Here is a 21,508-nt window from a genome sequence, read left to right on the forward strand (position 1 = left end):
ATGCCGGGCGCGCACGTTTCCCCTGGAGGGTGGCCGTCGTTGGGCTGGGCGTGACTCTTGTACTGAAGCGGGCGGGGTACGCGTTCGCCGTCGCGGCCCTCCTCGCGGGCCTCGCGGGCTGCACCGGACCGGACGGCGGCGGGGGAGTCGATCTCACGCTCCCGGGCAAGGCGCGGGCGCCCGGGGACGTGATCCGGGTGAGTCCGGAGGACGGCAGCCGCGGGGTGTCCGCCGACGGGCCCCTGGAGGTCGAGGTGGACAGCGGGCGCCTGGAGCGGGTGAGCGTCGTCCAGGTGGAGGACGCGCAGCGGACCGAGGTCGCCGGGGAGATCTCGGCGGACGGGCTGCACTGGCGGCCCCGGTCCGGCACCCGGCTGGCGCTCGCCGCCAAGTACAGCGTGGACGCGGTCGCGCTCGACGGGCACGGGCGCCGCTCGGCCCGGCACACCACCTTCACGACCGTCGTCCCCGAGCGCCGCTTCATCGGCTACTTCAAACCGGAGAACCGCTCGACGGTCGGCACCGGGATGATCGTCTCCCTCTCCTTCAACCGGGAGATCGAGAACCGCGCGGAGGTCGAGCGGGCCGTCCGGATCACCTCGGACCCGCCGGTCGAGGTCGTCGGCCACTGGTTCGGCAAGGACCGGCTCGACTTCCGCCCCGCCGCGTACTGGCGGCCGGGCACCGAGGTCACCGTCGAGCTCGCGCTGCGCGACGTCGAGGGCGCCCCGGGGGTGTACGGCATCCAGCGTAAGACGGTCGGCTTCACGGTGGGCCGCTCGCAGGTCTCGCTCGTCGACGCCGAGAAGCACACGATGGAGATCCGCCGGGACGGCGAGGTCCTCACCACCCTGCCGGTGACGGCCGGGGCGCCGAAGACCACCACGTACAACGGCAAGATGGTGGTGACCGAGCTGTACGACGTGACGCGGATGGACGGACGGACCGTCGGCTTCGGCGGCGAGTACGACATCAAGGACGTGCCGCACGCGATGCGGCTCACCGACTCCGGGACCTTCCTGCACGGCAACTACTGGGCGGCGGAGTCGACGTTCGGCTCGGCCAACGTCAGTCACGGCTGCGTCGGGCTCCGGGACGTGAAGGGCGGCGGCCCGGACACCCCGGCCGGCTGGTTCTTCGACCGGACCCTGATCGGTGACGTCGTGGAGGTCGTGAACTCGCGCGACAAGCAGGTCGAGCCGGACAACGGGCTGGGCGGCTGGAACCTGGAATGGAGCCGCTGGAAGGCCGGTTCCGCGCTGCGCTGAGCCCCCTGGCGGGCCCGGGGGCCCGCCCCGTCCTCCCTATCACGCCAACTGGGACTGAACGGTGACATTCACGAGGAACTTTCGTGTCCTGGGGTGTGATTATCTAACGCCGTGTGCGCGGGAGTATGCGCACGGGGGTGGGGCCCAGGCAGTGCCGGGTCGCGTGAGGGGAGAACACCATAGTGAACGGGCAGCCGATATCCGGGACGACCACCGGACGACGCCGTCGTGGGGCCCGCCTCGGGGCGCTGGCGACGGGGACGCTGCTCCTCGTCCTGACCGCGTGCGGGGGCGGTGGCACCGGCGGCGACGCCAAGGGGGGCCAGGACTCCGGCGGCGCGGGCGGCAAGCAGGAGAACGCGGCCTCCCAGGCCGTCGTGACGGTCGCGCCGAAGGACGGCGCCGACTCGGTCGCCACCAGCGGCGCGCTGAAGGTGACGGCCGAGCAGGGCAAGCTGACCACGGTGGCGGTCGCCGACACCGAGGGCAACGCGGTCGAGGGCAAGATGTCCGCCGACGGCAGCAGCTGGGAGCCGCTGGGCCACCTGGCGGCGAGCACCCAGTACAAGGTGCACGCGATCGCGAAGGACTCCGAGGGCCGTGAGTCGGCGAAGGACACCACCTTCTCCACCCTCACCCCGAAGAACACCTTCGTCGGCCACTACAAGCCGGAGAACGGCGAGACCGTCGGCGTCGGCATGCCGGTCTCCATCAACTTCACCCGCGGCATCACCGACCCGGAGGCCGTCGAGCGAGCCATCAAGGTGACGGCGGAGCCGGCCGTGGAGATCGAGGGCCACTGGTTCGGCAACGACCGGCTCGACTTCCGGCCGGAGAACTACTGGGCCGCGGGCACCAAGGTGACCGTGAAGCTCAACCTGGACGGCGTCGAGGGCCGCCCGGGGGTGTACGGCAAGCAGAAGAAGACCTTCTCCTTCACCATCGGGCGCCGCCAGGTCTCCACGGTGGACGCCTCCGCGCACACCATGAAGATCGAGCGGGACGGCGCGGTCGTCAAGACCCTGCCGATCACCGCGGGCGCGCCGTCCACGACCACGTACAACGGTCAGATGGTCATCAGCGAGAAGTACAAGGTGACCCGCATGAACGGGGCCACGGTCGGCTTCGGCGGCGAGTACGACATCAAGGACGTGCCGCACGCCATGCGTCTGTCGAACTCCGGCACCTTCGTGCACGGCAACTACTGGGCCTCGGCCTCGACGTTCGGCTCCTCCAACGTCAGCCACGGCTGCGTCGGCCTGCGCGACTCGCGCGGCGCCGGGGACAGCTCGACGCCGGCGGCCTGGTTCTACGACCACTCGCTCATCGGTGACGTCGTCGTCGTGAAGAACTCGAAGGACAAGCAGATCCAGCCGGACAACGGCCTCAACGGCTGGAACATGTCCTGGTCGGAGTGGAAGGCGTGACACGCCGTCGAGGCGTCACGCCCCGCGGGGCGTGACGCGCTCCGACGCGGGCCCCGGTGCTGTGACCAACGGCACCGGGGCCCGCGTCGTTAACGGCGACTAACCTTCGGACCATGACTGTGAACCTCGAAGTCGCCGAAGGCGTCGGCACGATCCGCCTCGACCGCCCCCCGATGAACGCCCTGGACGTCGCCACCCAGGACCGGCTCCGCGAGCTGGCCCAGGAGGCGACCGACCGCGACGACGTGCGGGCCGTGATCCTCTACGGCGGCGAGAAGGTGTTCGCGGCCGGCGCGGACATCAAGGAGATGCAGGTCATGGACCACGCGGCCATGATCAAGCGGTCCCGGGGGCTCCAGGACGCCTTCACCGCGGTCGCCCGGATCCCGAAGCCGGTCGTCGCGGCCGTCACCGGCTACGCCCTCGGCGGTGGCTGCGAGCTCGCGCTGTGCGCCGACTACCGGATCGCCGCGGACAACGCCAAGCTGGGCCAGCCCGAGATCCTGCTCGGCCTCATCCCGGGCGCCGGCGGCACCCAGCGCCTGTCCCGCCTCGTCGGCCCCTCCAAGGCCAAGGACCTCATCTTCACCGGGCGCATGGTGAAGGCGGACGAGGCCCTCGCGCTCGGCCTGGTCGACCGGGTCGTCCCGGCCGCCGAGGTCTACGAGCAGGCTCACGCCTGGGCCGCCAAGCTCGCCCAGGGGCCGGCCATCGCGCTGCGCGCGGCCAAGGAGTCGATCGACCAGGGGCTGGAGGCGGACATCGACACGGGTCTCGCCATCGAGCGCAACTGGTTCGCCGGTCTGTTCGCCACCGAGGACCGCGAGCGCGGCATGCGCAGCTTCGTGGAGGAGGGTCCGGGGAAGGCCAAGTTCGTCTGAGAACAGCGCGTTTCCGACGCCTTGTGCCTGCCTTCGGCACATGCCGGAGGCAGCTCCGTGGAATTGTCGATTCCGGGGGGTCGAATCCCCCGGAACGCCCACGCGCCCCGCCCCGTGCGGCCATGATGGGGGGCATGGCGGGCCTGGATGGTATGGATCAACCGCGGCAGCACGGCGGTGCGACCGCCGCACGGTGGGTGCCGGCCCCCGAGGACGAACAGGCCGCGGAGGCACTCCAGTTGTACGGGAACCCGGCCGAGGAGGACGCCCGGCTGCCGTCCCGTCCCGAGTCCGCCGCGGTCGCCCGGCGGCTCACCCAGTGGGTCGTCCTGCGCCACTGGGGACTCACCCCCCAGATCGCCGAGCACACGGTGCTGCTCGTGTCCGAACTCGTCGGCAACGCCGTCCGCCACACGGGCGCCCGCGTCTTCGCGCTCCGCATGCTCCGCCGCCGCGGCTGGATCCGCGTCGAGGTCCGCGACCCCTCCCGCGGTCTGCCCTGCCTGATGCCGGTCGGGGAGCTCGACACCAGCGGGCGCGGCCTCTTCCTCGTCGACAAGCTCTCCGACCGCTGGGGCGTCGACCTCGCCCCCCGCGGCAAGACGACCTGGTTCGAGATGCGGGTCGGCGACCGCTGAGCCGGCCGGCTGCCCCCGGACGCACGAAAGCCCCCGTCCGCCCTGGTGGGGCGCTGGGGGGCTTCCGTGTGATGCGCCGTGGAATAGGGGGGGTGTATCCACGGCCGCTAGGACGACCTGGCCCGGGTCAATGGGGGTCGTGTCTCCGACTATGGCAGACAGGTGGCCACACCGCCAAAAGTCCCTACCGGGGCAGAACCGGACAAACGCTGACAGTTTACCGATGAATCGTTGGTGACCTAGAGCACTCACCTTGTAAAGCATGAATAAGTATGGCGTTCATCGGGTGTTTCCCTGCATCGTCCGCATGGTGGACAGTGCCGTGCGACCCGCAAACGTCCTGAATCGGCTCAATCGTTATCTTTCCGGCTTACCAGCCCTTAAATGGTCCCGTGATGCCGACCGACCGCCGCGGTGCCCTCCGGGCCGGCGCGGCCACCGCCCTCGCGGGGGCCCTCGCCACCGCCTGCGGTACGGAGCCCCGCCCCGCGCCCCGACCCCAGAGCCCCGCACCCGCCGCCCCCGTCGCCGCCCCGGCGCCCCGCCGCTGGCCCGGCCTCCCCACCGAGATCGCCCACGGGCCCCGCGACCGGCCCAGGGTCGCCCTCACCTTCCACGGCCAGGGCGACCCCGCGATCGCCCGCGCCCTCCTCGGCCAGGCCGAACGGCACGGCGCCCGGGTCACCGTCCTCGCCGTCGGGGACTGGCTCGACCAGCACCCCGAACTGGCCCGCCGCGTCCTCGACGGCGGCCACGACCTCGGCAACCACACCCAGCGCCACATCGACGTCAACGCCATGAGCGAGACCGACGCCTACGCCGAGATCGAGGGCTGCGCCCGCCGGCTGCGCCGCCTCACCGGCTCCATCGGCACCTGGTTCCGGCCCTCCCGCACCCAGCACGCCGCCGGGAGCGTCGCCCGCGCCGCCCACCGCGCCGGCTACCCGCACGTCCTCTCGTACGACGTCGACTCCCTCGACTTCACCTCGCCCGGCCCCGCCGCCGTCGCCGCCAACGTCACCGGGCGCATCCGCAACGGCTCGGTCGTCAGCCTCCACTTCGGCTACCCGGACACCGTCGCCGCCCTGCCCCTCCTCCTCGCCGACCTCGACCGCCGCGGCCTCTCCGCGGTGACCACCACGGAGCTTCTGACCTGATGCCGACCTTCGCCCCCCGTACGCAGACACTGGCCGCCGCCACCCTGCTGCTCGCCCTCGGGCTCGCCGCCTGCGACAGCCCCCGCCCCGCCGACCCCGGCGGCGGCAGCAGGAAGGCCGCGGTGCTCCCCGCCGTGCCGAAGGCGCCGGCCGCCCCCGCCGGGCTCCCCGGCATGCCGCCGCTGCTCCGGTCCGACGACGTCTACGCCGCCGACCGGCCGAACCGGCTCTCCCCGGTGGTCAAGGGCTTCCCCTCGCGGGTCTACGTCCCCAACACCAACTCCAACACGGTCACCGTCATCGACCCGGCCACCTACAAGGTCGTCGAGACCATCCCCGTCGGCGCCCAGCCGCAGCACGTCGTGCCCTCCTGGGACCTCAAGACCCTCTGGGTCAACAACGACCGGGGCCACACGCTCACCCCCATCGACCCGGCCACCGGCGTCGCCGGCAAGCCGGTCGAGGTCCACGACCCGTACAACCTCTACTTCACCCCGAACGGCAAGTACGCGATCGTCATGGCCTCGCTCGACCGCGAACTCGTCTTCCGCGACCCCCACACCATGGAGCGGAAGAAGACCGTCCCGGTCAGCTGCTACGGCGTCAACCACGCCGACTTCTCCGCCGACGGGCGCTACTTCGTCGTCTCCTGCGAGTTCTCCGGCGAACTGCTCAAGGTCGACACCGAGAAGATGGAGGTTATCGGCCAGCAGAAGCTGCCCTTCCAGGGCGCCATGCCGCAGGACGTGAAGATCTCCCCGGACGGCCGCACCTTCTACGTCGCCGACATGATGGCCCACGGCATGTGGGTCCTCGACGGCGAGAAGTTCACCACCCCGCGGCTGCTGCCCACCGGCAAGGGCTGCCACGGCCTGTACGTCTCCCGCGACTCCAAGGAGATGTACGTCTCCAACCGCGGCGAGGGCTCCGTCTCCGTCTTCGACTTCGCGCAGAACAAGCTCACCAAGAAGTGGCGGCTCCCCGCCGGCGGCTCCCCCGACATGGGCGGGGTCTCCGCCGACGGCAAGGTCCTCTGGCTCTCCGGCCGCTACGACGCCGAGGTCTACGCGATCGACACCACGACCGGGAGGCAGCTGGCCCGCATCCCGGTCGGCAGCGGCCCGCACGGCCTGGCGGTCTACCCGCAGCCCGGCCGCTACTCCCTCGGCCACACGGGCATCTTCCGCTGATCCCCGCGCCCGGAATCCGGTCGGGCCCGGCACGATCCGGGGGGCCGCCGCTAGCCCGCGACGAGCAGCGCCTCCGCGCCCACCGGGCGGTACCCCGCCGCCTGGAAGGTGCGGACGCTGCGGGCGTTGCCGGGGCTGTTCTGCGCCCACACCACGGCGTCCGGGGTCAGATGGCGGGCCGCCGTCGCGAGCGCCCGGCCCAGCCCCCGGTGCCGTACGTCCCCGTCCACCTCCACGGCGACCTCCATACGGCCCGCCACGCCCCGGCCCATGATCAGCACCCCGCCGTCCGCCGCCCACACCCGTACCTCGTCGCGGTACTTCAGCGCGCGGGCCACCCGCGGATGCTCCTGGTCCTGGATCTCCCGCAGCGCGATCCCCGGTTCGCCCGGCAGGGCGCCCGCGACCGTCATCAGGTCGACCGTGTTCACGTACCGGCCCGTGCGCGCCATCAGCGCCGCGTGGAACCGCGGGGTCATGCTCGCCACCAGCGGGTCCGTCGACGCCGCGGCCAACTCCGCCCGGATCCACGCCGGATCCTCGTCCAGGAACACCACCGAGTGCGCCGTGAAGGACAGCACCCCCGCGTCCCGGCCGTTCGGCTGCGCGACGATCGTCGTCGAGCCGTCCGGCGGGGGGAAGTCCCCGTGCGCCGCCGCCCCCAGTATCCGTGCCACGTCACTGCTCATACCGCCATCATCCGTCACGCGCGCGCCCGCTAATCTGACCCCCGACATCGAAGCACCATGAAGGGGCGGAAGCAGTGGCGGACATCGATTCGGCGCGTACGGCATTCAACAAGTTCGACGTGGACGGGGACGGCTTCATCACGGCCGCCGAGTACAAGCACGTCATGGCCGAGATGGGCGACTTCCACGTGACCGAGACCGTCGCCGAGGCGCTCATCAAGCAGCGCGACGACAACGGCGACGGCAAGCTCTCCTGGGACGAGTTCTGGTCCCACCTCAGCCAGGCCTGAGCCGACCGGGGCGCGGACGGGCGGAGCCGTACGACCGCGCGTGCGTACGCGCCTCGCCGCCCGTCCGGCCCCCGGTGAGCCCCGCGACGAAACATCGCCGGGGCACCACCCGCCGTCGTGACCGGCCCGGCCGGACGAGCGGCGACCCGTGAGCGGGAGCCGTGGCGCCGCCGGGCGGGATCGTCGTCAGCGCGCCTCGTCCCGCGGGGAGGCGTAGTCCTCCACCATGTCCGCGATCAGCCGCAGCAGGGCATCGGCCCGGAGGCGGTCGTCGTTCCGGGCGCGCAGGGCCTCGTCCACGGCCCTGAGCCGGGCCAGGGCGGCGGGCTCGCCGTCCTCCACCGCGCCGAGCAGCGGCTCGGTGACCAGGTCCACGCAGGCGCTGAGGAGACGGTGGGTGGCCCCGGCGGGCGGGGCCGGGTCGGGGGAGGCGTGGCCGGGGGTCAGATGGCGGGCCGGGTCGGCCAGGGTCCAGCCGGCGACGGTACCGCGCTGGAGGAGCAGCGTCACGTCCGGCGCGATGCCGATACGGGCCTCCAGCGGTGCGTCGAGGACGTCGAGGTCCCGCAGGCAGATCAGCTCCCGGTCCCCGGGGGTGCGGCACAGCGCCGTGCACATGTCCAGACGGCAGTCCCGGGCCTCGTCGGCGCGCAGTCCGCCCGGACGGACCGGGGGCAGGACGGGCAGGCGCGTGGTGGTCTCGGTGCAGGCGGCGAGGTAGGGGAGCTGCAGCTCGACCCCCACCAGGTCCCGGCTGTCCGGGTCGAAGCGCAGGACGTCGGGGGTGTCCCACAGCCAGGGTCCGCTGCCGAAGGTGTCCGCGAGGAACCGTTCGCGTTCCTCCCGGTCCGTGGAGGGGCCGATGTCCACGGAGCCGACCGTGAAGCGGGGGTTGTGGGACAGCGGGGTGTCCGTCACCGTCGCGGTCCAGCCGTCGTCCAGGGTCACGCGCATGAGGTGCCTCGTCAGGTGATCAGTACCGCCGGGGGCGGGTCGCCGTTCCTGCCGGGCATCCTGCCCTGCACGCCCCGTGGAGGTCCGGCCGTCCCCACGTCCGTGGCCCTGGCGCCGTTCCCGACGGATGTCGCGCCGGGGGCTCCGAGGACGCCCGGGGGCCCGCCGGCCGTGACGGCCCGGCCGGTCTCCGGGCCCCCGCCCTCGACGACGACCGCCCGGGGCCCGGGGGAGGCTTGCGCCGTGGGCATGCGGAAGGCCCCGGTGCCGTGGGGGATCGGGGCCTTCCGTGCCGTCGGGTCAGGCGCTCAGCACTCGATGATGTTCACCGCGAGGCCGCCGCGGGCGGTCTCCTTGTACTTGACGCTCATGTCCGCGCCCGTCTCCTTCATGGTCTTGATGACCTTGTCGAGGGAGACCAGGTGGTTGCCGTCGCCGCGCATCGACATCTTCGCGGCCGTGACGGCCTTGACCGCCGCCATGCCGTTGCGCTCGATGCACGGGATCTGGACCAGGCCGCCGACCGGGTCGCAGGTGAGGCCCAGGTTGTGCTCCATGCCGATCTCGGCGGCGTTCTCGACCTGCTCCGGGCTGCCGCCCAGGACCTCGGCGAGGGCGCCGGCGGCCATGGAGCAGGCGGAGCCGACCTCGCCCTGGCAGCCGACCTCGGCGCCGGAGATGGAGGCGTTCTCCTTGAAGAGCATGCCGATCGCGCCGGCGGCGAGGAGGAAGCGGACCACGCCGTCCTCGTCGGCACCCGGGACGAAGTTCATGTAGTAGTGCAGCACCGCGGGGATGATGCCGGCGGCGCCGTTCGTCGGAGCGGTGACCACGCGCCCGCCCGCCGCGTTCTCCTCGTTCACGGCCATCGCGTACAGAGTGCTCCACTCCATCGCGTGCGCGGCCGGGTCGCCCTCGGAGCGCAGCTTGCGGGCCGAGGTGGCGGCGCGGCGGCGGACCTTCAGGCCGCCGGGCAGGATGCCCTCGCGGGACATGCCGCGGGAGACGCAGGCCTGCATGACCCGCCAGATCTCCAGGAGGCCCGTGCGGATCTCGTCCTCGGTGCGCCAGGCCTTCTCGTTCTCCAGCATCAGCGCGGAGATGGACAGGCCGGTCTCCTTGGTGAGGCGGAGGAGCTCGTCGCCGGTGCGGAAGGGGTACTTCAGGACGGTGTCGTCCGGCACGATCGGGTTCTCGCCCGCGACCGCGTCCTCGTCCACGACGAAGCCGCCGCCGACCGAGTAGTACGTCTTCTCCAGGACGAGCGCGCCCTCGGCGTCGTACGCGAAGACCGTCATGCCGTTGGCGTGGTACGGCAGCGCCTTGCGCCGGTGCAGGATCAGGTCGTCGTCGAACGAGAACGGGATCTCGTGGGCGCCGAGCAGGTTGATCCGCCCGCTCTGCTTGATCCGCTCGAACTCGTCGTCGGCGGTCTCCACGTTCACCGTGCGCGGCGAGTGGCCCTCCAGGCCGAGCAGCACCGCCTTCGGGGTGCCGTGGCCGTGGCCGGTCGCGCCGAGCGAGCCGTACAGCTCCGCCCGTATGGCCGCCGTGTGGGCGAGCAGCCCCTCGTTCTTCAGGCGGCGGGCGAACATGCGGGCCGCGCGCATCGGGCCCACCGTGTGGGAGCTCGACGGGCCGATGCCGATCGAGAACAGGTCGAAGACCGAGATGGCCACGGGGACTCCTTGTGGGGGCTAGACGCCGTTGTCTGCCGGGGTGGTGCAGAACAGCAGGAAGAGCGGGACGGGCGGCAAAGGGGTGGGGCACCGCGCCCACTGTCCAGTGTGCGCGGTGCCCCGGAGTTTTCGTACGAACGAGCGCTGGAACTAAAGCGTACGAAATTACTTCAGGCCGGGGTACAGCGGGTGCTTGTCGGCGAGAGCCGTCACCCGGGCCTTCAGGGCCTCGGCGTCGAAGCCGGGCTTCAGCGTCTCGGCGATGACGTCGGCGACCTCGCGGAAGTCCTCGGCCTTGAAGCCGCGGGTGGCGAGGGCCGGCGTGCCGATGCGCAGGCCGGAGGTGACCATCGGCGGGCGCGGGTCGTTCGGAACGGCGTTCCGGTTGACCGTGATGCCCACTTCGTGGAGCCGGTCCTCGGCCTGCTGGCCGTCGAGCTCCGAGTTCCGCAGGTCGACGAGGAGCAGGTGCACGTCGGTGCCGCCGGACAGGACCGAGACGCCGTGCTGCGTGACGTCGTCCTGGACCAGGCGCTCGGCGATGATCCTCGCGCCCTCCAGGGTGCGCTCCTGGCGCTCCTTGAACTCCTCCGAGGCCGCGACCTTGAAGGAGACGGCCTTGGCCGCGATCACGTGCTCCAGCGGGCCGCCCTGGAAGCCGGGGAAGACCGAGGAGTTCAGCTTCTTGGCGAACTCCTTCTTCGCCAGGATGATGCCGCCGCGCGGGCCGCCGAGCGTCTTGTGCGTGGTGGAGGTCACCACGTCCGCGTACTCGACCGGGTTCGGGTGCAGACCCGCCGCGACCAGGCCCGCGAAGTGGGCCATGTCGACCCACAGGTAGGCCTCGACCTCGTCGGCGATCCGGCGGAACTCGGCGAAGTCCAGCTGGCGCGGGTAGGCGGACCAGCCCGCGATGATCACCTTCGGGCGGTGCTCCTTGGCGAGGCGCTCGACCTCGGCCATGTCGACCAGACCGGCCTCGTCCACGTGGTACGCGACCACGTTGAACTGCTTGCCGGAGAAGTTCAGCCGCATGCCGTGGGTGAGGTGGCCGCCGTGCGCCAGGTCGAGGCCGAGGATCGTGTCGCCGGGCTGGGCGATCGCGAACAGGGCGGCCTGGTTGGCGGAGGCACCGGAGTGCGGCTGCACGTTGGCGTACTCGGCGCCGAACAGGTCCTTGATCCGGTCGATCGCGATCTGCTCGGCCACGTCGACGTGCTCACAGCCGCCGTAGTAGCGGCGGCCCGGGTAGCCCTCGGCGTACTTGTTGGTGAGGACCGAGCCCTGGGCCTCCATGACCGCGACCGGAGCGAAGTTCTCCGAGGCGATCATCTCGAGGGTGGACTGCTGGCGGCGGAGCTCGGCGTCGACGGCGGCGGCGACGTCGGGGTCCAGCTCGTGGAGAGGGGTGTTCAGAAGCGACATGAATCGATCCCTAGGGGGTCTCGGTTAGCCGGCGGTGAAGGCGGTGTACTCGTCGGCGGAGAGCAGGTCGCCCGGCTCGTCCGTGATGCGCACCTTGAACAGCCAGCCACCCTCGAACGGGGCGGTGTTCACCAGCGCCGGGTCGTCCACGACGTCCTGGTTCGCCGCGACGACCTCACCGGTGACCGGGGAGTACAGCTCGCTGACCGACTTGGTGGACTCCAGCTCGCCGCAGTCCTCGCCCGCGGTGACGGTGGCGCCGACCTCGGGGAGCTGGACGTACACGATGTCGCCGAGGGCGTTGGCCGCGTGCTCGGTGATGCCGACCGTGGCGACGCCGTCCTCGACGGCCGACAGCCACTCGTGCTCCTTGCTGTAACGCAGCTGCTGGGGGTTGCTCATGAGCTGATTCTCCTGGATCGGGGGAGTGCTGATGTACGGGGGTCTTACGGGATGAGACGTGTCCTGAGACGAATGCGTCACGTCCGGCGCCGACGGGGCTCGCGCCCCATGATCACTTCTGGCGCTTGTAGAACGGCAGCGCCACGACCTCGTACGGCTCGTGCGCGCCGCGGATGTCGACGCCGACGCCCTCGGAGCCGGGCGCGGCGAAGGCGGCGTCCACGTAGGCCATGGCGATCGGCTTGCCCAGGGTCGGGGACGGGGCGCCGGAGGTGATCTCGCCGACGACCTCGCCGTTCGCGACGACGGACATGCCGGCGCGCGGCACCCGGCGGCCCTCGGCGACCAGGCCGACCAGCTTGCGCGGCGGGGCGGACTCGGCGCGCTCGGCGGCCTTCTCCAGCGCCTCACGGCCCACGAAACGGCCCTCGTTCGTGGTCTTCTCGAACTTCACGACCCGGCCCAGGCCCGCGTCGAAGGGGGTCAGCGCCGTGGTCAGCTCGTGGCCGTACAGCGGCATGCCCGCCTCCAGGCGGAGCGTGTCGCGGCAGGACAGGCCGCAGGGGATCAGGCCGACGTCCTGGCCCGCCTCGGTCAGCGCCCGCCACACGCCCTCGGCGTGCTCCGGCTTCAGGAACAGCTCGAAGCCGTCCTCGCCGGTGTAGCCGGTGCGCGCGATCAGCGCGGGCACACCGGCGACCGTGCCGGGCAGGCCCGCGTAGTACTTGAGGCCGTCCAGGTCGGCGTCGGTGACGGCCTTCAGGATGCCGGGGGACTCCGGGCCCTGCACGGCGATCAGCGCGTACGCGTCGCGGTCGTCGCGGACCTCGGCGTCGAAGCCGGCCGCGCGCTCGGTGAGGGCGTCGAGGACGACCTGCGCGTTGGAGGCGTTGGCGACGACCATGAACTCGGTCTCGCCGAGGCGGTACACGATCAGGTCGTCGAGGATGCCGCCGTCCTCCCGGCAGATCATCGTGTAGCGGGCGCGGCCGTTGCCCACGGTGGAGATGTTGCCGACCAGGGCGTAGTCCAGGAGGTCCACGGCCTGCGGGCCCGTGACCGTGATCTCGCCCATGTGGGAGAGGTCGAAGAGGCCGGCCCTGGTGCGTACGGCGTTGTGCTCGTCGCGCTCGCTGGCGTAGCGCAGCGGCATGTCCCAGCCCGCGAAGTCGGTCATGGTCGCGCCCAGCGAACGATGCAGCGCATCGAGGGCGGTCAGGCGGGGGGCAGTGCTCATGGGGTGGCTCCCGGGTCCCAGGGCGTGCAGGGCACGACGTGCATGACGGTGAGGACGATCCTCCCCATCTGTCATGGAACCTGAGAGGTTCACCGAGGGCATCCTCGGCTTGCACCTTGGGTGGGGACGCGACAGGGCGACCCGCTTTTCAGATCTGCCTCATCCACGCGGTACGGGGCCTGAGAGATTCAAGGGAGGTGCTTGCTCCTTCGGCGCCCGGCGCACTGGGTGCCCCGGAACTCTCCCGCGCGGATTCGAGCGGCCGGTATGCGGTTGTGGGCGCTCGTGCGAGCGCCTGGCGCGCTCATCATTGCACGGCGGGTCCGCGCGGCAAATCGCTTGCGTCTCATTACCGTTTCTTTACACTTCGTGGGCAAGGGTCTCTCCGCAGGACCCGACGGGGGGAGTGAGCGATGACGATCCAGCGCACCGGCGCCTACGCCACGAGCGCGGGCATACCGGTCCAGCGCGCCGGAGCCCGGGCCCGGGCCCGCAGCCGGCGCCGCGCGCGGCTGCTGCGGGACCTCCGCGAGCGCGGCGGACGCACCCCCCGCGTGCTCAGCTTCGAGGCCGGCGACGTCGTGGTCGTCTCCGGGCTGCCCGGAGCCGGCAAGTCGACCCTCATGGGCCGCGCCGCCGAAGGCCGCGCCATCGACTCGCAGGACACCCGCGAGCGCTGGGAGGCCCGGCTGCCCCGGCTGCTGCCCTACGCGGTCTACCGCCCGCTGGCCCGCCTCGCCCACTACGCGGGCCTCCGGCGCGCCCTGCGCTCCGGCGCCGGCGTCGTCGTGCACGACTGCGGCACCCAGTCCTGGGTGCGCGGCTGGCTCGCCCGCGAGGCGCGCCGGCGTGGCGCCGCCCTGCACCTCATCCTGCTCGACGTCGATCCCGAGACCGCCCGGGCCGGCCAGGCGGAGCGCGGCCGCGGCGTCTCCGGCTACGCCTTCGCGAGGCACCGCCGCGCCGTCGGCCGCCTGGTCCGCACCGCCGAGGCCGGCGCCCTGCCGCCGGGCTGCGCCTCGGTCACCCTGCTCGACCGCGACGCCGCCGACACCCTGCGGAGGATCGGCTTCCGTGACGTGTCCTGAACCACTCCCACCCCTTCACGCGTCCTTTTCGGTCACGGAGGCGTCGAGCCGCCGTTAAGGTGCTGACCGCACCGAGTGCCGGGAAGGGGACGAAGAACCGTGAACGTGACGTGGCCGGGCAACGAGCTCGAGGAAGTACTGGCCGCCTCGCTCGGCAACCCCTCCGCCGGCGGCCGGCTCGTCGAGGTCCTCGGCCGCAGCCCCGTCTGGGTGCCGCTGCCCAACGGCGGCGGGCCCGACAGCGCCGAGCTCGACCTGCCCACCCTGGAGATCGACGGCTCGCCCTATGTGCCCGTCTTCAGCTCCGAGCAGCAGTTCCTCGCCATCGCCGGCGAGCACATGTCCTACACCGTCGCCCCCGCCCGCGACTTCGCCCGCGGCCTGCCCCCGCAGCTCGGCATCGCCGTGAACCCCGGCGGCACCGTCGGCGTCCCGCTGCCCCCGCCCGCCGTCGCCGAGCTCTGCCGGTCCGGCCGCACCGCTCTCGACGGGCCCGCCGGCGGCGGCCGCGTCCGCCTCTTCGAGCCCGACTGGCAGGACGACCCGGTCGACTTCCTCGCCGCCGCCTCCGCCGAGTTCGAGGCGGCCGGCGTGATCGCCACCGCCCGCCGCACCCTGGCCAGCGTCGAGGGCACCGAACCCGCCCTGTTCGTCGGCGTCCAGCTCACCGGCCCCGACGTCGACCGCAACGTCCCGCTCGACGCCCTCGGCCGGGCCCTCGGCCGGGTCGAGGTCGCCTGGCCGGTCAACCTCATCCTGCTCGACGTGGCGCAGGACCCCGTGGCCGACTGGATGCTGGAGAAGGTGCGCCCCTTCTTCCAGCGCGCCGCCGTGTGACGGTCCCCCTGTTTAAGCTGAACTGATTCAGAAGCCGCGACGGCCCTCCTGCAGGCCTTCCGGCACAAGCCATCCAGTCCGCGTGACGAAAGAGGGGCGGGACCCACGGTGAGCGCGTCAGGCACCGCTGCGGCCGGAACGGTCGAGCACACGCTGCGCCAGGTGGCGCCCGGGCGCCACGACGCCTACGAGGAGCTGCTGCACGCCCTCACCGGAGGCGAGGTCTGGATGCTCCTGTGGCAGGGCGGCCCCGGATCGCCCGACGCCCAGTACGGGAACATGGAGGTCGACGGCCACGGCTACGCCCCGTGCGTGACCTCCGCCCAGGAGCTCTCCGCCTCCGGCTGGAACCGTGCCCACGAGGTCGTCTCCGGCCTGGACATCGCCCGCGCCCTCTACCCCGACCGCTGGGGCATCTGGCTCAATCCGCACGCCCCCGGCGGCGGCGTCGGCATCCCCTGGGCCGATCTGCGCCGCATCGCGACCGGCCTGGGCCGGATGCCCGCCGGACCCCTGCGGCTCTCCGAGCCCGCCGTCGAGATCCCGCAGTTCTACGCCCTGCTCACGCAGAACGCCCACCGCACCCCGGCCGTCCGCTCGCTGCGGCGCGCCTGGGTGCAGCCCGCGCTCGGCTCCCCGTACCTGGCCATCGGCCTCGACCTGTACGACTCCTCGCCGACCTCCGTCGAGACCGTCCGGGCGATGATGCACCGCACCGTCACCGCCGTCCCCGACGGCCTGCCCGTCTCCACGGTCGCGATGTCCGACACGTACGACCCGGTCGCGATGTGGCTGCAGGCGCACGCCCGCCCCTTCTACGACCGTGACGCGCACGCCGCGCCCGCGGCCCCGCCCGCTGCCGGCTACGGCTATCCGCCGGCCGCGCCCCGCACGTACTGATACGCCCGGATCCGTCACCCCTGTCCCCCCTCCCGTCACCCCAATTCACTCCTGCACGACAGGAGTTGGGTCGGATGTCCGTTCTGGTCGAATAGCGGCCGAGATGGTCCGCTCACGCTCTCCCGACGTCCGGATAACGGAAGACCGCGCACCGCATCACGTTTGAGCAAACATTCCCCGCGGGGTCTGGCGGGTGATCGCGAGCCCATTGAAGACTCCCCGGAACACCAGGCGTTCGGCCCCTCAGGGCCGGTGCCAGCAGTTGTTCCACCGAGCCGCTATCCGCGGCGGGCAAGGGCCGGCCGACCCGGCGGCCGAGAGGGGTCCTCACCACGATGACGGCACCACTGCACGAGACGAGTGCGGCCGAACACGCCGCCGCCGTCGACGCCGTGCCCGACGCGCCCGGAAAGGCGATCGAGGGCCGTTCCCCCTGGCAGATCGCGTGGGCCAGGCTCAAGCGTGACAAGCTCGCCCTCGCCGGCGCGTTCGTCGTCGTCTTCCTGATCCTGGTCGCGCTCTTCGCCCCCCTCATCGTCGGTCTCCTCGGCCACCCGCCGGACGAGTTCCACGAGGACCAGATCGACCCGCTCTTCGGCACCCCGATCGGCTCCTGGGGCGGCGCCAGCTCCGACTTCCTCTTCGGGGTCGAGCCGGTCAACGGCCGCGACGTCTTCAGCCGCATCGTCTACGGCGCCCGCATCTCGCTGCTCGTCGCCTTCCTCGCCGCCCTCTTCGCGGTGGCCCTGGGCACCGTCCTCGGCATCATCGCCGGGTACTTCGGCGGCTGGATCGACGCGGCCCTCAGCCGGGTCATGGACGTGATGCTCGCCTTCCCGCAGCTGCTCTTCACCATCGCCCTGGTCTCGGTGCTGCCCAACGAGCTGCTCGGTCTCGACGGCTCGGGCGTCCGCATCGCCGCGCTGGTCCTCGTGATCGGCTTCTTCGGCTGGCCCTACGTCGGCCGCATCGTCCGCGGCCAGACCCTCAGCCTGCGCAACCGCGAGTACGTGGAGGCCGCGCAGAGCCTCGGCGCCGGCCGGTTCTACATCCTGCGCCGCGAGCTGCTGCCGAACCTGATCGCCCCGATCACCGTCTACGCGACGCTGATGATCCCCACCAACATCCTCACCGAAGCGGCGCTCAGCTTCCTCGGCGCCGGGGTGAAGCCGCCCACGGCCTCCTGGGGCCAGATGCTCTCGACGGCCATCACGACCTACGAGTCGGACCCCCTGTTCATGGTGATCCCCGGCCTCGCCATCTTCATCACCGTGCTCGCGTTCAACCTCTTCGGCGACGGCGTGCGTGACGCGCTCGACCCCAAGAGCTCCCGCTGACCGTACGCCGTTCACCGCAAGACCAGCCCCTGCCGCTGTCGACAGGAGGCACATCCCCCAACGGCGGACCACCGTGACAACGGCCGCCACTACTTCGGAGGTTGCTCGACCATGACTCTGAACAGCTCCCAGAGGCGCAGAATCGCCGCGGGCGCGCTGCTCGCCGCGGCCACGATGGTCGTCACCACCGCCTGTGGCGGCGGCAACGGCGGCAACGACGGCGCCAAGGGCAAGGACGGCGCGCCCGGCTTCAACGCCGGTGTCAACCAGGTCGCCAGCCCCTCCGACAAGAAGGGCGGCGAGCTGAAGTTCATCGGCTCGCAGGAGGCCGACAACTGGGACCCGCAGCGCGGCTACTACGGCTTCGTCTGGGACTTCCAGCGCTACTTCACGCGTCAGCTGGTCACCTTCAAGGCCGAGCCGGGCGCCGCCTCCACCGAGCTGGTCCCCGACCTCGCCACCGACGCCGGCAAGGTCTCGGCCGACGGCCTGACCTACACGTTCACGCTGAAGGACGGGGTCACCTGGGAGGACGGCAAGCCGATCACCTCCAAGGACATCAAGTACGGCATCGAGCGCGTCTGGGCCCAGGACATCATCTCCGGCGGCCCGATCTACCTGCAGCAGGTCCTGGACCCGAAGAAGACGTACCCGGGCCCGTACAAGGACACCTCCGCGGACAAGCTCGGCCTGAAGGCGATCGAGACCCCGGACGACAAGACCATCGTCTTCAAGCTGCCGGTCGCCAACGGTGACTTCCTGCAGATGCTGGCCATGCCGGCCGCCTCCCCGGTCCGCCAGGACAAGGACACCAAGGCCAAGTACGGCCTGAACGTCTTCTCCTCCGGCCCGTACAAGTGGCAGTCGTACACGCCGAACAAGTCGATGAAGCTGGTCCGCAACGACAAGTGGGACCCGAAGACGGACAACGTCCGCAAGGCCCTGCCGGACACCATCTCCGTCACGTTCACCACGAACGCCGACGACATGGACAACCGCCTGGTCGAGGGCGAGTACGACCTCGACATCAACGCGACCGGTGTCGGCGCCTCCGCCCGCCAGAAGGTGCTCCAGCAGCACAAGGGCAACGTGGACAACCCGCAGACCGGCTTCATCCGGTACGCGGTGTTCCCGCAGACGGTGATCCCCAACATCGAGTGCCGCAAGGCGATCATCTACGCGGCCGACTCCAAGTCCCTCCAGACCGCGCGTGGTGGCCCGCAGGCCGGTGGCGACATCGCCTCCAACATGCTGCCGCCGGCGATCAAGGGTGCCGACCCGAAGGCCGACCCGTACGGCAAGCTCGGTGGCGCCCCGGACATCGCCAAGGCGAAGGAGGCGCTGAAGAAGTGCGGTAAGCCGAACGGCTTCAAGACCACGATCGCGGTCCGCAACAACAAGAAGATCGAGATCGCCACCGCCGAGTCCCTGCAGCAGTCGCTGAAGGCCGTCGGCATCGACGCCCAGATCGACCAGTTCGACGGCGCCCAGACCTCCGGCATCATCGGTTCGCCGAAGGTCGTCAAGGACAAGGGCTACGGCATCATCATCATGGGCTGGGGCGCCGACTTCCCGTCGGGCCAGGGCTTCCTGCAGCCGCTCGTGGACGGTCGCTTCATCCTGCAGAGCGGTAACAACAACTTCTCCGAGCTGAACGACCCGGCCGTCAACGGCCTGTTCGACCAGGCGCTGAAGGAGACCGACCCGAACAAGGCCGGCGAGCTCTACAAGCAGATCAACACGAAGGTCTCGGAGGCCGCGGTCTACCTGCCCTTCACCCACGAGAAGAACATCATCTGGCGCAGCTCGCGACTGACGAACGTCTACACGGCCGACGCCTACAACGGCCGCTACGACTACGCGTCGCTCGGCGTCGTCAAGTAAGCCGAGTCAGAAACCAACTCGCTCCAACGGCGCACCCGCCGCTAGGTCCGAAGGGCAGGTGAGGGCCGTGCGCGGCGGCCGGGGGATCCGATCGGGTCCCCCGGCCGCCGACCGGCCGACCGCATGCTTGCATACATAATCCGACGGCTCTTCGCCGTCGTCATGATGCTGCTCGTCGTCACGCTGGTGACGCTCAGCATCTTCTTCCTCATCCCCAAGATGACCGGCAGTGACCCTGCCGCGATGTTCGTCGGCAAGCAGGCGGATCCGGCTTCCATTGAGGGCATCCGTCAGAAGCTGGGCCTGGACGAGCCGATCCTGGTGCAGTTCTGGCACTTCGTCTCCGGAATCTTCGTCGGCCGTGACTACACGGGCGGCGGCGAGACCATCCACTGCGCGGCCCCGTGCCTCGGCTACTCGTTCCGCACCGAGCAGGACGTCTGGTCGATGCTGGTCGACGCCTTCCCCGTCACGCTCTCCATGGTGCTCGGCGCCGCGGTGCTGTGGCTGGTCATGGGCGTCTCCACCGGTGTGCTGTCCGCGCTCAAGCGGGGCACGATCATCGACCGGGCCGCGATGATCACCGCGCTCGCGGGCGTCTCGCTCCCCATCTTCTTCACCGCCATGCTGGCGATGCTCGTCTTCCGCACGCAGCTGGGCTGGCTCAACGCCTCCTACGTGCCGATCAGCGAGTCCTTCGGCGGCTGGTTCGGCGGCATGCTGCTGCCCTGGGTCACCCTCGCCTTCCTCTACGCGGCGATGTACGCGCGGCTCACCCGCGCCACCATGCTGGAGGTCCTCGGCGAGGACTACATCCGCACCGCGCGGGCCAAGGGCCTGCCGGAGCCGGTGGTGCTCGGCAAGCACGCCATGCGCTCCACCATGACCCCCATCCTGACCATCTTCGGCATGGACCTCGGCGCCCTCATCGGCGGCGCGATCCTGACGGAGACCGCGTTCAGCCTCCACGGCCTCGGCGGCCTCGCCATCAAGGGCGTGAGCGAGCGCGACCTGCCGCTGATCCTGGCGGTCACCCTCGTGACGGCGTCCTGCGTGGTCATCGCGAACCTCGTGGTGGACCTCCTGTACGCCGTGATCGACCCCCGAGTGAGGCTCGCATGACCGACAAGCTGACGAAGACGGGCGCCGCCCTCGGCGAGCCGGTCGCGTCCGGCAAGGACGCCCCTTCGGACGCCTTCCTCGACGTCCGCGACCTCAAGATCCACTTCCCGACCGACGACGGTCTGGTGAAGTCGGTCGACGGCCTCACCTTCCAGCTGGAGAAGGGCAGGACCCTCGGCATCGTGGGCGAGTCCGGCTCCGGCAAGTCGGTCACCTCGCTCGGCATCATGGGCCTGCACACCGTCGGCCAGTACGGCCGGCAGAAGGCCCGCATCTCCGGCGAGATCTGGCTCAACGGCCGGGAGATGCTCACCGCGGACCCCGAAGAGGTGCGCCGCATGCGCGGCCGCGAGATGGCGATGATCTTCCAGGACCCGCTGTCCGCGATGCACCCCTACTACACGGTCGGCCACCAGATCGTGGAGGCCTACCGGGTCCACAACCGGGTCGACAAGAAGACCGCCCGCAAGCGGGCCGTCGAACTCCTCGACCGCGTGGGCATCCCCGAGCCGGCCAAGCGGTTCGACAACTACCCGCACGAGTTCTCCGGCGGCATGCGCCAGCGCGCGATGATCGCGATGGCGCTCGTCAACAACCCCGAGCTGCTCATCGCGGACGAGCCCACCACCGCGCTCGACGTGACCGTCCAGGCCCAGATCCTCGACCTGATCCGGGACCTGCAGAAGGAGTTCGGCTCCGCGGTCATCATCATCACCCACGACCTCGGCGTCGTCGCCGAGATCGCCGACGACATCCTCGTCATGTACGGCGGGCGGTGCGTGGAGCGCGGCTCGGCCGAGGACGTCTTCTACGAGCCCCAGCACCCCTACACCTGGGGACTGCTCGGCTCGATGCCGCGCATCGACCGCGAGCAGACCGACCGGCTCATCCCGGTCAAGGGCAACCCGCCCAGCCTCATCAACATCCCGAGCGGCTGCGCCTTCAACCCGCGCTGCCCGTACGCGGACGTTCCCAAGGGCGGGATCACCCGGACCGTGCGCCCCGAGCTGACCGAGACCGGCAGCCGCCACTTCTCGGCCTGCCACATGGCGCCCGAGGAGCGGACCCGGATCTGGACCGAAGAGATTGCGCCGAAGCTGTGA

At 71.1% G+C, this 21,508-nt stretch carries 20 protein-coding genes and 1 riboswitch; of the genes, 14 read left to right on the forward strand and 6 right to left on the reverse strand.

The window, feature by feature from the left end:
• The first annotated feature begins 50 nt into the window (after positions 1–50).
• The 6 genes from ACGF1Z_RS24590 (at position 51) to ACGF1Z_RS24615 (ending at position 6,561) form a co-directional block, all read left to right on the forward strand.
• The gene (locus ACGF1Z_RS24590) at positions 51–1,268 is read left to right on the forward strand and encodes an Ig-like domain-containing protein (protein WP_393007406.1); all 1,218 of its coding nucleotides are present in this window, start codon (positions 51–53) and stop codon (positions 1,266–1,268) included.
• A gap of 182 nt (positions 1,269–1,450) precedes the next feature.
• Entirely contained in the window at positions 1,451–2,695 is a 1,245-nt protein-coding gene (locus ACGF1Z_RS24595) for an Ig-like domain-containing protein (protein WP_393007408.1), read from the forward strand.
• A gap of 113 nt (positions 2,696–2,808) precedes the next feature.
• Entirely contained in the window at positions 2,809–3,576 is a 768-nt protein-coding gene (locus ACGF1Z_RS24600; protein ID WP_393007410.1) for an enoyl-CoA hydratase/isomerase family protein, read from the forward strand.
• Positions 3,577–3,710: 134 nt separating this feature from the next.
• Complete coding sequence (locus ACGF1Z_RS24605) at positions 3,711–4,214, forward strand: ATP-binding protein (protein ID WP_393007412.1); 504 nt, start codon at positions 3,711–3,713, stop codon at positions 4,212–4,214.
• A 395-nt stretch (positions 4,215–4,609) separates the two neighbouring features.
• Positions 4,610–5,371: a polysaccharide deacetylase family protein gene (locus tag ACGF1Z_RS24610; RefSeq protein ID WP_393007414.1), complete on the forward strand. Its 762-nt coding sequence runs from the start codon at positions 4,610–4,612 to the stop codon at positions 5,369–5,371.
• Complete coding sequence (locus ACGF1Z_RS24615) at positions 5,371–6,561, forward strand: YncE family protein (protein ID WP_393007416.1); 1,191 nt, start codon at positions 5,371–5,373, stop codon at positions 6,559–6,561. The genes ACGF1Z_RS24610 and ACGF1Z_RS24615 overlap by 1 nt, the downstream gene beginning before the upstream one ends.
• A 50-nt stretch (positions 6,562–6,611) precedes the next feature.
• On the opposite strand, the gene ACGF1Z_RS24620 is transcribed toward ACGF1Z_RS24615, so the two are convergent.
• On the reverse strand, positions 6,612–7,250 hold the full coding sequence (locus ACGF1Z_RS24620) for a GNAT family N-acetyltransferase (protein ID WP_393007418.1): 639 nt from the start codon (positions 7,248–7,250) through the stop codon (positions 6,612–6,614).
• A gap of 74 nt (positions 7,251–7,324) precedes the next feature.
• Between ACGF1Z_RS24620 and ACGF1Z_RS24625 the strand changes: the two genes are divergently transcribed.
• Positions 7,325–7,540, forward strand: a complete 216-nt coding sequence (locus tag ACGF1Z_RS24625; protein ID WP_376638368.1) for an EF-hand domain-containing protein — start codon at positions 7,325–7,327, stop codon at positions 7,538–7,540.
• A 186-nt stretch (positions 7,541–7,726) separates the two neighbouring features.
• Here the strand turns inward: ACGF1Z_RS24625 and ACGF1Z_RS24630 are convergent, their stop codons facing one another.
• The 5 genes from ACGF1Z_RS24630 to gcvT form a co-directional block, all read right to left on the reverse strand.
• Positions 7,727–8,494, reverse strand: coding sequence for a hypothetical protein (locus tag ACGF1Z_RS24630; protein WP_393007421.1), 768 nt, complete (start codon positions 8,492–8,494; stop codon positions 7,727–7,729).
• A 308-nt stretch (positions 8,495–8,802) separates the two neighbouring features.
• Positions 8,803–10,173 carry an L-serine ammonia-lyase gene (locus tag ACGF1Z_RS24635; RefSeq protein ID WP_393007423.1) on the reverse strand — a complete coding sequence of 457 codons (1,371 nt, stop codon included), beginning with the start codon at positions 10,171–10,173 and terminating at the stop codon, positions 8,803–8,805.
• 165 nt (positions 10,174–10,338) lie between these two features.
• On the reverse strand, positions 10,339–11,598 hold the full coding sequence (glyA, locus tag ACGF1Z_RS24640; protein ID WP_393007425.1) for a serine hydroxymethyltransferase: 1,260 nt from the start codon (positions 11,596–11,598) through the stop codon (positions 10,339–10,341).
• Positions 11,599–11,622: 24 nt separating this feature from the next.
• Entirely contained in the window at positions 11,623–12,000 is a 378-nt protein-coding gene (gene gcvH, locus ACGF1Z_RS24645; RefSeq protein ID WP_376638364.1) for a glycine cleavage system protein GcvH, read from the reverse strand.
• A gap of 112 nt (positions 12,001–12,112) precedes the next feature.
• Positions 12,113–13,237: a glycine cleavage system aminomethyltransferase GcvT gene (gcvT, locus tag ACGF1Z_RS24650; protein ID WP_393007427.1), complete on the reverse strand. Its 1,125-nt coding sequence runs from the start codon at positions 13,235–13,237 to the stop codon at positions 12,113–12,115.
• A gap of 158 nt (positions 13,238–13,395) precedes the next feature.
• Positions 13,396–13,494, reverse strand: a riboswitch (glycine riboswitch).
• 156 nt (positions 13,495–13,650) lie between these two features.
• Here gcvT and ACGF1Z_RS24655 point away from each other — a divergent pair.
• The 7 genes from ACGF1Z_RS24655 to ACGF1Z_RS24685 all read left to right on the forward strand — a co-directional run bounded on the left by ACGF1Z_RS24655 (position 13,651) and on the right by ACGF1Z_RS24685 (position 21,508).
• Positions 13,651–14,325 carry an AAA family ATPase gene (locus tag ACGF1Z_RS24655; protein WP_393007428.1) on the forward strand — a complete coding sequence of 225 codons (675 nt, stop codon included), beginning with the start codon at positions 13,651–13,653 and terminating at the stop codon, positions 14,323–14,325.
• Positions 14,326–14,424: 99 nt separating this feature from the next.
• Positions 14,425–15,162 (forward strand): enhanced serine sensitivity protein SseB, encoded by a 738-nt coding sequence (locus tag ACGF1Z_RS24660; RefSeq protein ID WP_393007430.1) that lies wholly within the window; start codon positions 14,425–14,427, stop codon positions 15,160–15,162.
• Positions 15,163–15,270: 108 nt separating this feature from the next.
• Positions 15,271–16,062, forward strand: coding sequence for an enhanced serine sensitivity protein SseB C-terminal domain-containing protein (locus ACGF1Z_RS24665; protein WP_393007432.1), 792 nt, complete (start codon positions 15,271–15,273; stop codon positions 16,060–16,062).
• A 335-nt stretch (positions 16,063–16,397) separates the two neighbouring features.
• Positions 16,398–17,399 (forward strand): ABC transporter permease, encoded by a 1,002-nt coding sequence (locus tag ACGF1Z_RS24670; protein WP_393007434.1) that lies wholly within the window; start codon positions 16,398–16,400, stop codon positions 17,397–17,399.
• Positions 17,400–17,510: 111 nt separating this feature from the next.
• Entirely contained in the window at positions 17,511–19,283 is a 1,773-nt protein-coding gene (locus ACGF1Z_RS24675; RefSeq protein WP_393007436.1) for an ABC transporter substrate-binding protein, read from the forward strand.
• A 123-nt stretch (positions 19,284–19,406) separates the two neighbouring features.
• Entirely contained in the window at positions 19,407–20,405 is a 999-nt protein-coding gene (locus ACGF1Z_RS24680; protein WP_393007438.1) for an ABC transporter permease, read from the forward strand.
• Positions 20,402–21,508 (forward strand): ABC transporter ATP-binding protein, encoded by a 1,107-nt coding sequence (locus ACGF1Z_RS24685; RefSeq protein ID WP_393007440.1) that lies wholly within the window; start codon positions 20,402–20,404, stop codon positions 21,506–21,508. The genes ACGF1Z_RS24680 and ACGF1Z_RS24685 overlap by 4 nt, the downstream gene beginning before the upstream one ends.

The sequence above is a fragment of the Streptomyces sp. NPDC048018 genome, from assembly GCF_043202995.1.
Taxonomy (GTDB): Bacteria; Actinomycetota; Actinomycetes; order Streptomycetales; family Streptomycetaceae; genus Streptomyces.

Coding starts and splice junctions, on each gene's coding strand:
- ACGF1Z_RS24610 (WP_393007414.1), top strand. CDS start 4,610: ATGCCGACCGACCGCCGCGGTGCCCTCCGGGCCGGCGCGGCCACCGCC.
- ACGF1Z_RS24615 (WP_393007416.1), top strand. CDS start 5,371: ATGCCGACCTTCGCCCCCCGTACGCAGACACTGGCCGCCGCCACCCTG.
- ACGF1Z_RS24655 (WP_393007428.1), top strand. CDS start 13,651: ATGACGATCCAGCGCACCGGCGCCTACGCCACGAGCGCGGGCATACCG.
- ACGF1Z_RS24620 (WP_393007418.1), bottom strand. CDS start 7,250: ATGAGCAGTGACGTGGCACGGATACTGGGGGCGGCGGCGCACGGGGAC.
- ACGF1Z_RS24605 (WP_393007412.1), top strand. CDS start 3,711: ATGGCGGGCCTGGATGGTATGGATCAACCGCGGCAGCACGGCGGTGCG.
- ACGF1Z_RS24600 (WP_393007410.1), top strand. CDS start 2,809: ATGACTGTGAACCTCGAAGTCGCCGAAGGCGTCGGCACGATCCGCCTC.
- ACGF1Z_RS24680 (WP_393007438.1), top strand. CDS start 19,407: ATGCTTGCATACATAATCCGACGGCTCTTCGCCGTCGTCATGATGCTG.
- ACGF1Z_RS24685 (WP_393007440.1), top strand. CDS start 20,402: ATGACCGACAAGCTGACGAAGACGGGCGCCGCCCTCGGCGAGCCGGTC.
- ACGF1Z_RS24670 (WP_393007434.1), top strand. CDS start 16,398: ATGACGGCACCACTGCACGAGACGAGTGCGGCCGAACACGCCGCCGCC.
- gcvT (WP_393007427.1), bottom strand. CDS start 13,237: ATGAGCACTGCCCCCCGCCTGACCGCCCTCGATGCGCTGCATCGTTCG.
- glyA (WP_393007425.1), bottom strand. CDS start 11,598: ATGTCGCTTCTGAACACCCCTCTCCACGAGCTGGACCCCGACGTCGCC.
- ACGF1Z_RS24630 (WP_393007421.1), bottom strand. CDS start 8,494: ATGCGCGTGACCCTGGACGACGGCTGGACCGCGACGGTGACGGACACC.
- gcvH (WP_376638364.1), bottom strand. CDS start 12,000: ATGAGCAACCCCCAGCAGCTGCGTTACAGCAAGGAGCACGAGTGGCTG.
- ACGF1Z_RS24675 (WP_393007436.1), top strand. CDS start 17,511: ATGACTCTGAACAGCTCCCAGAGGCGCAGAATCGCCGCGGGCGCGCTG.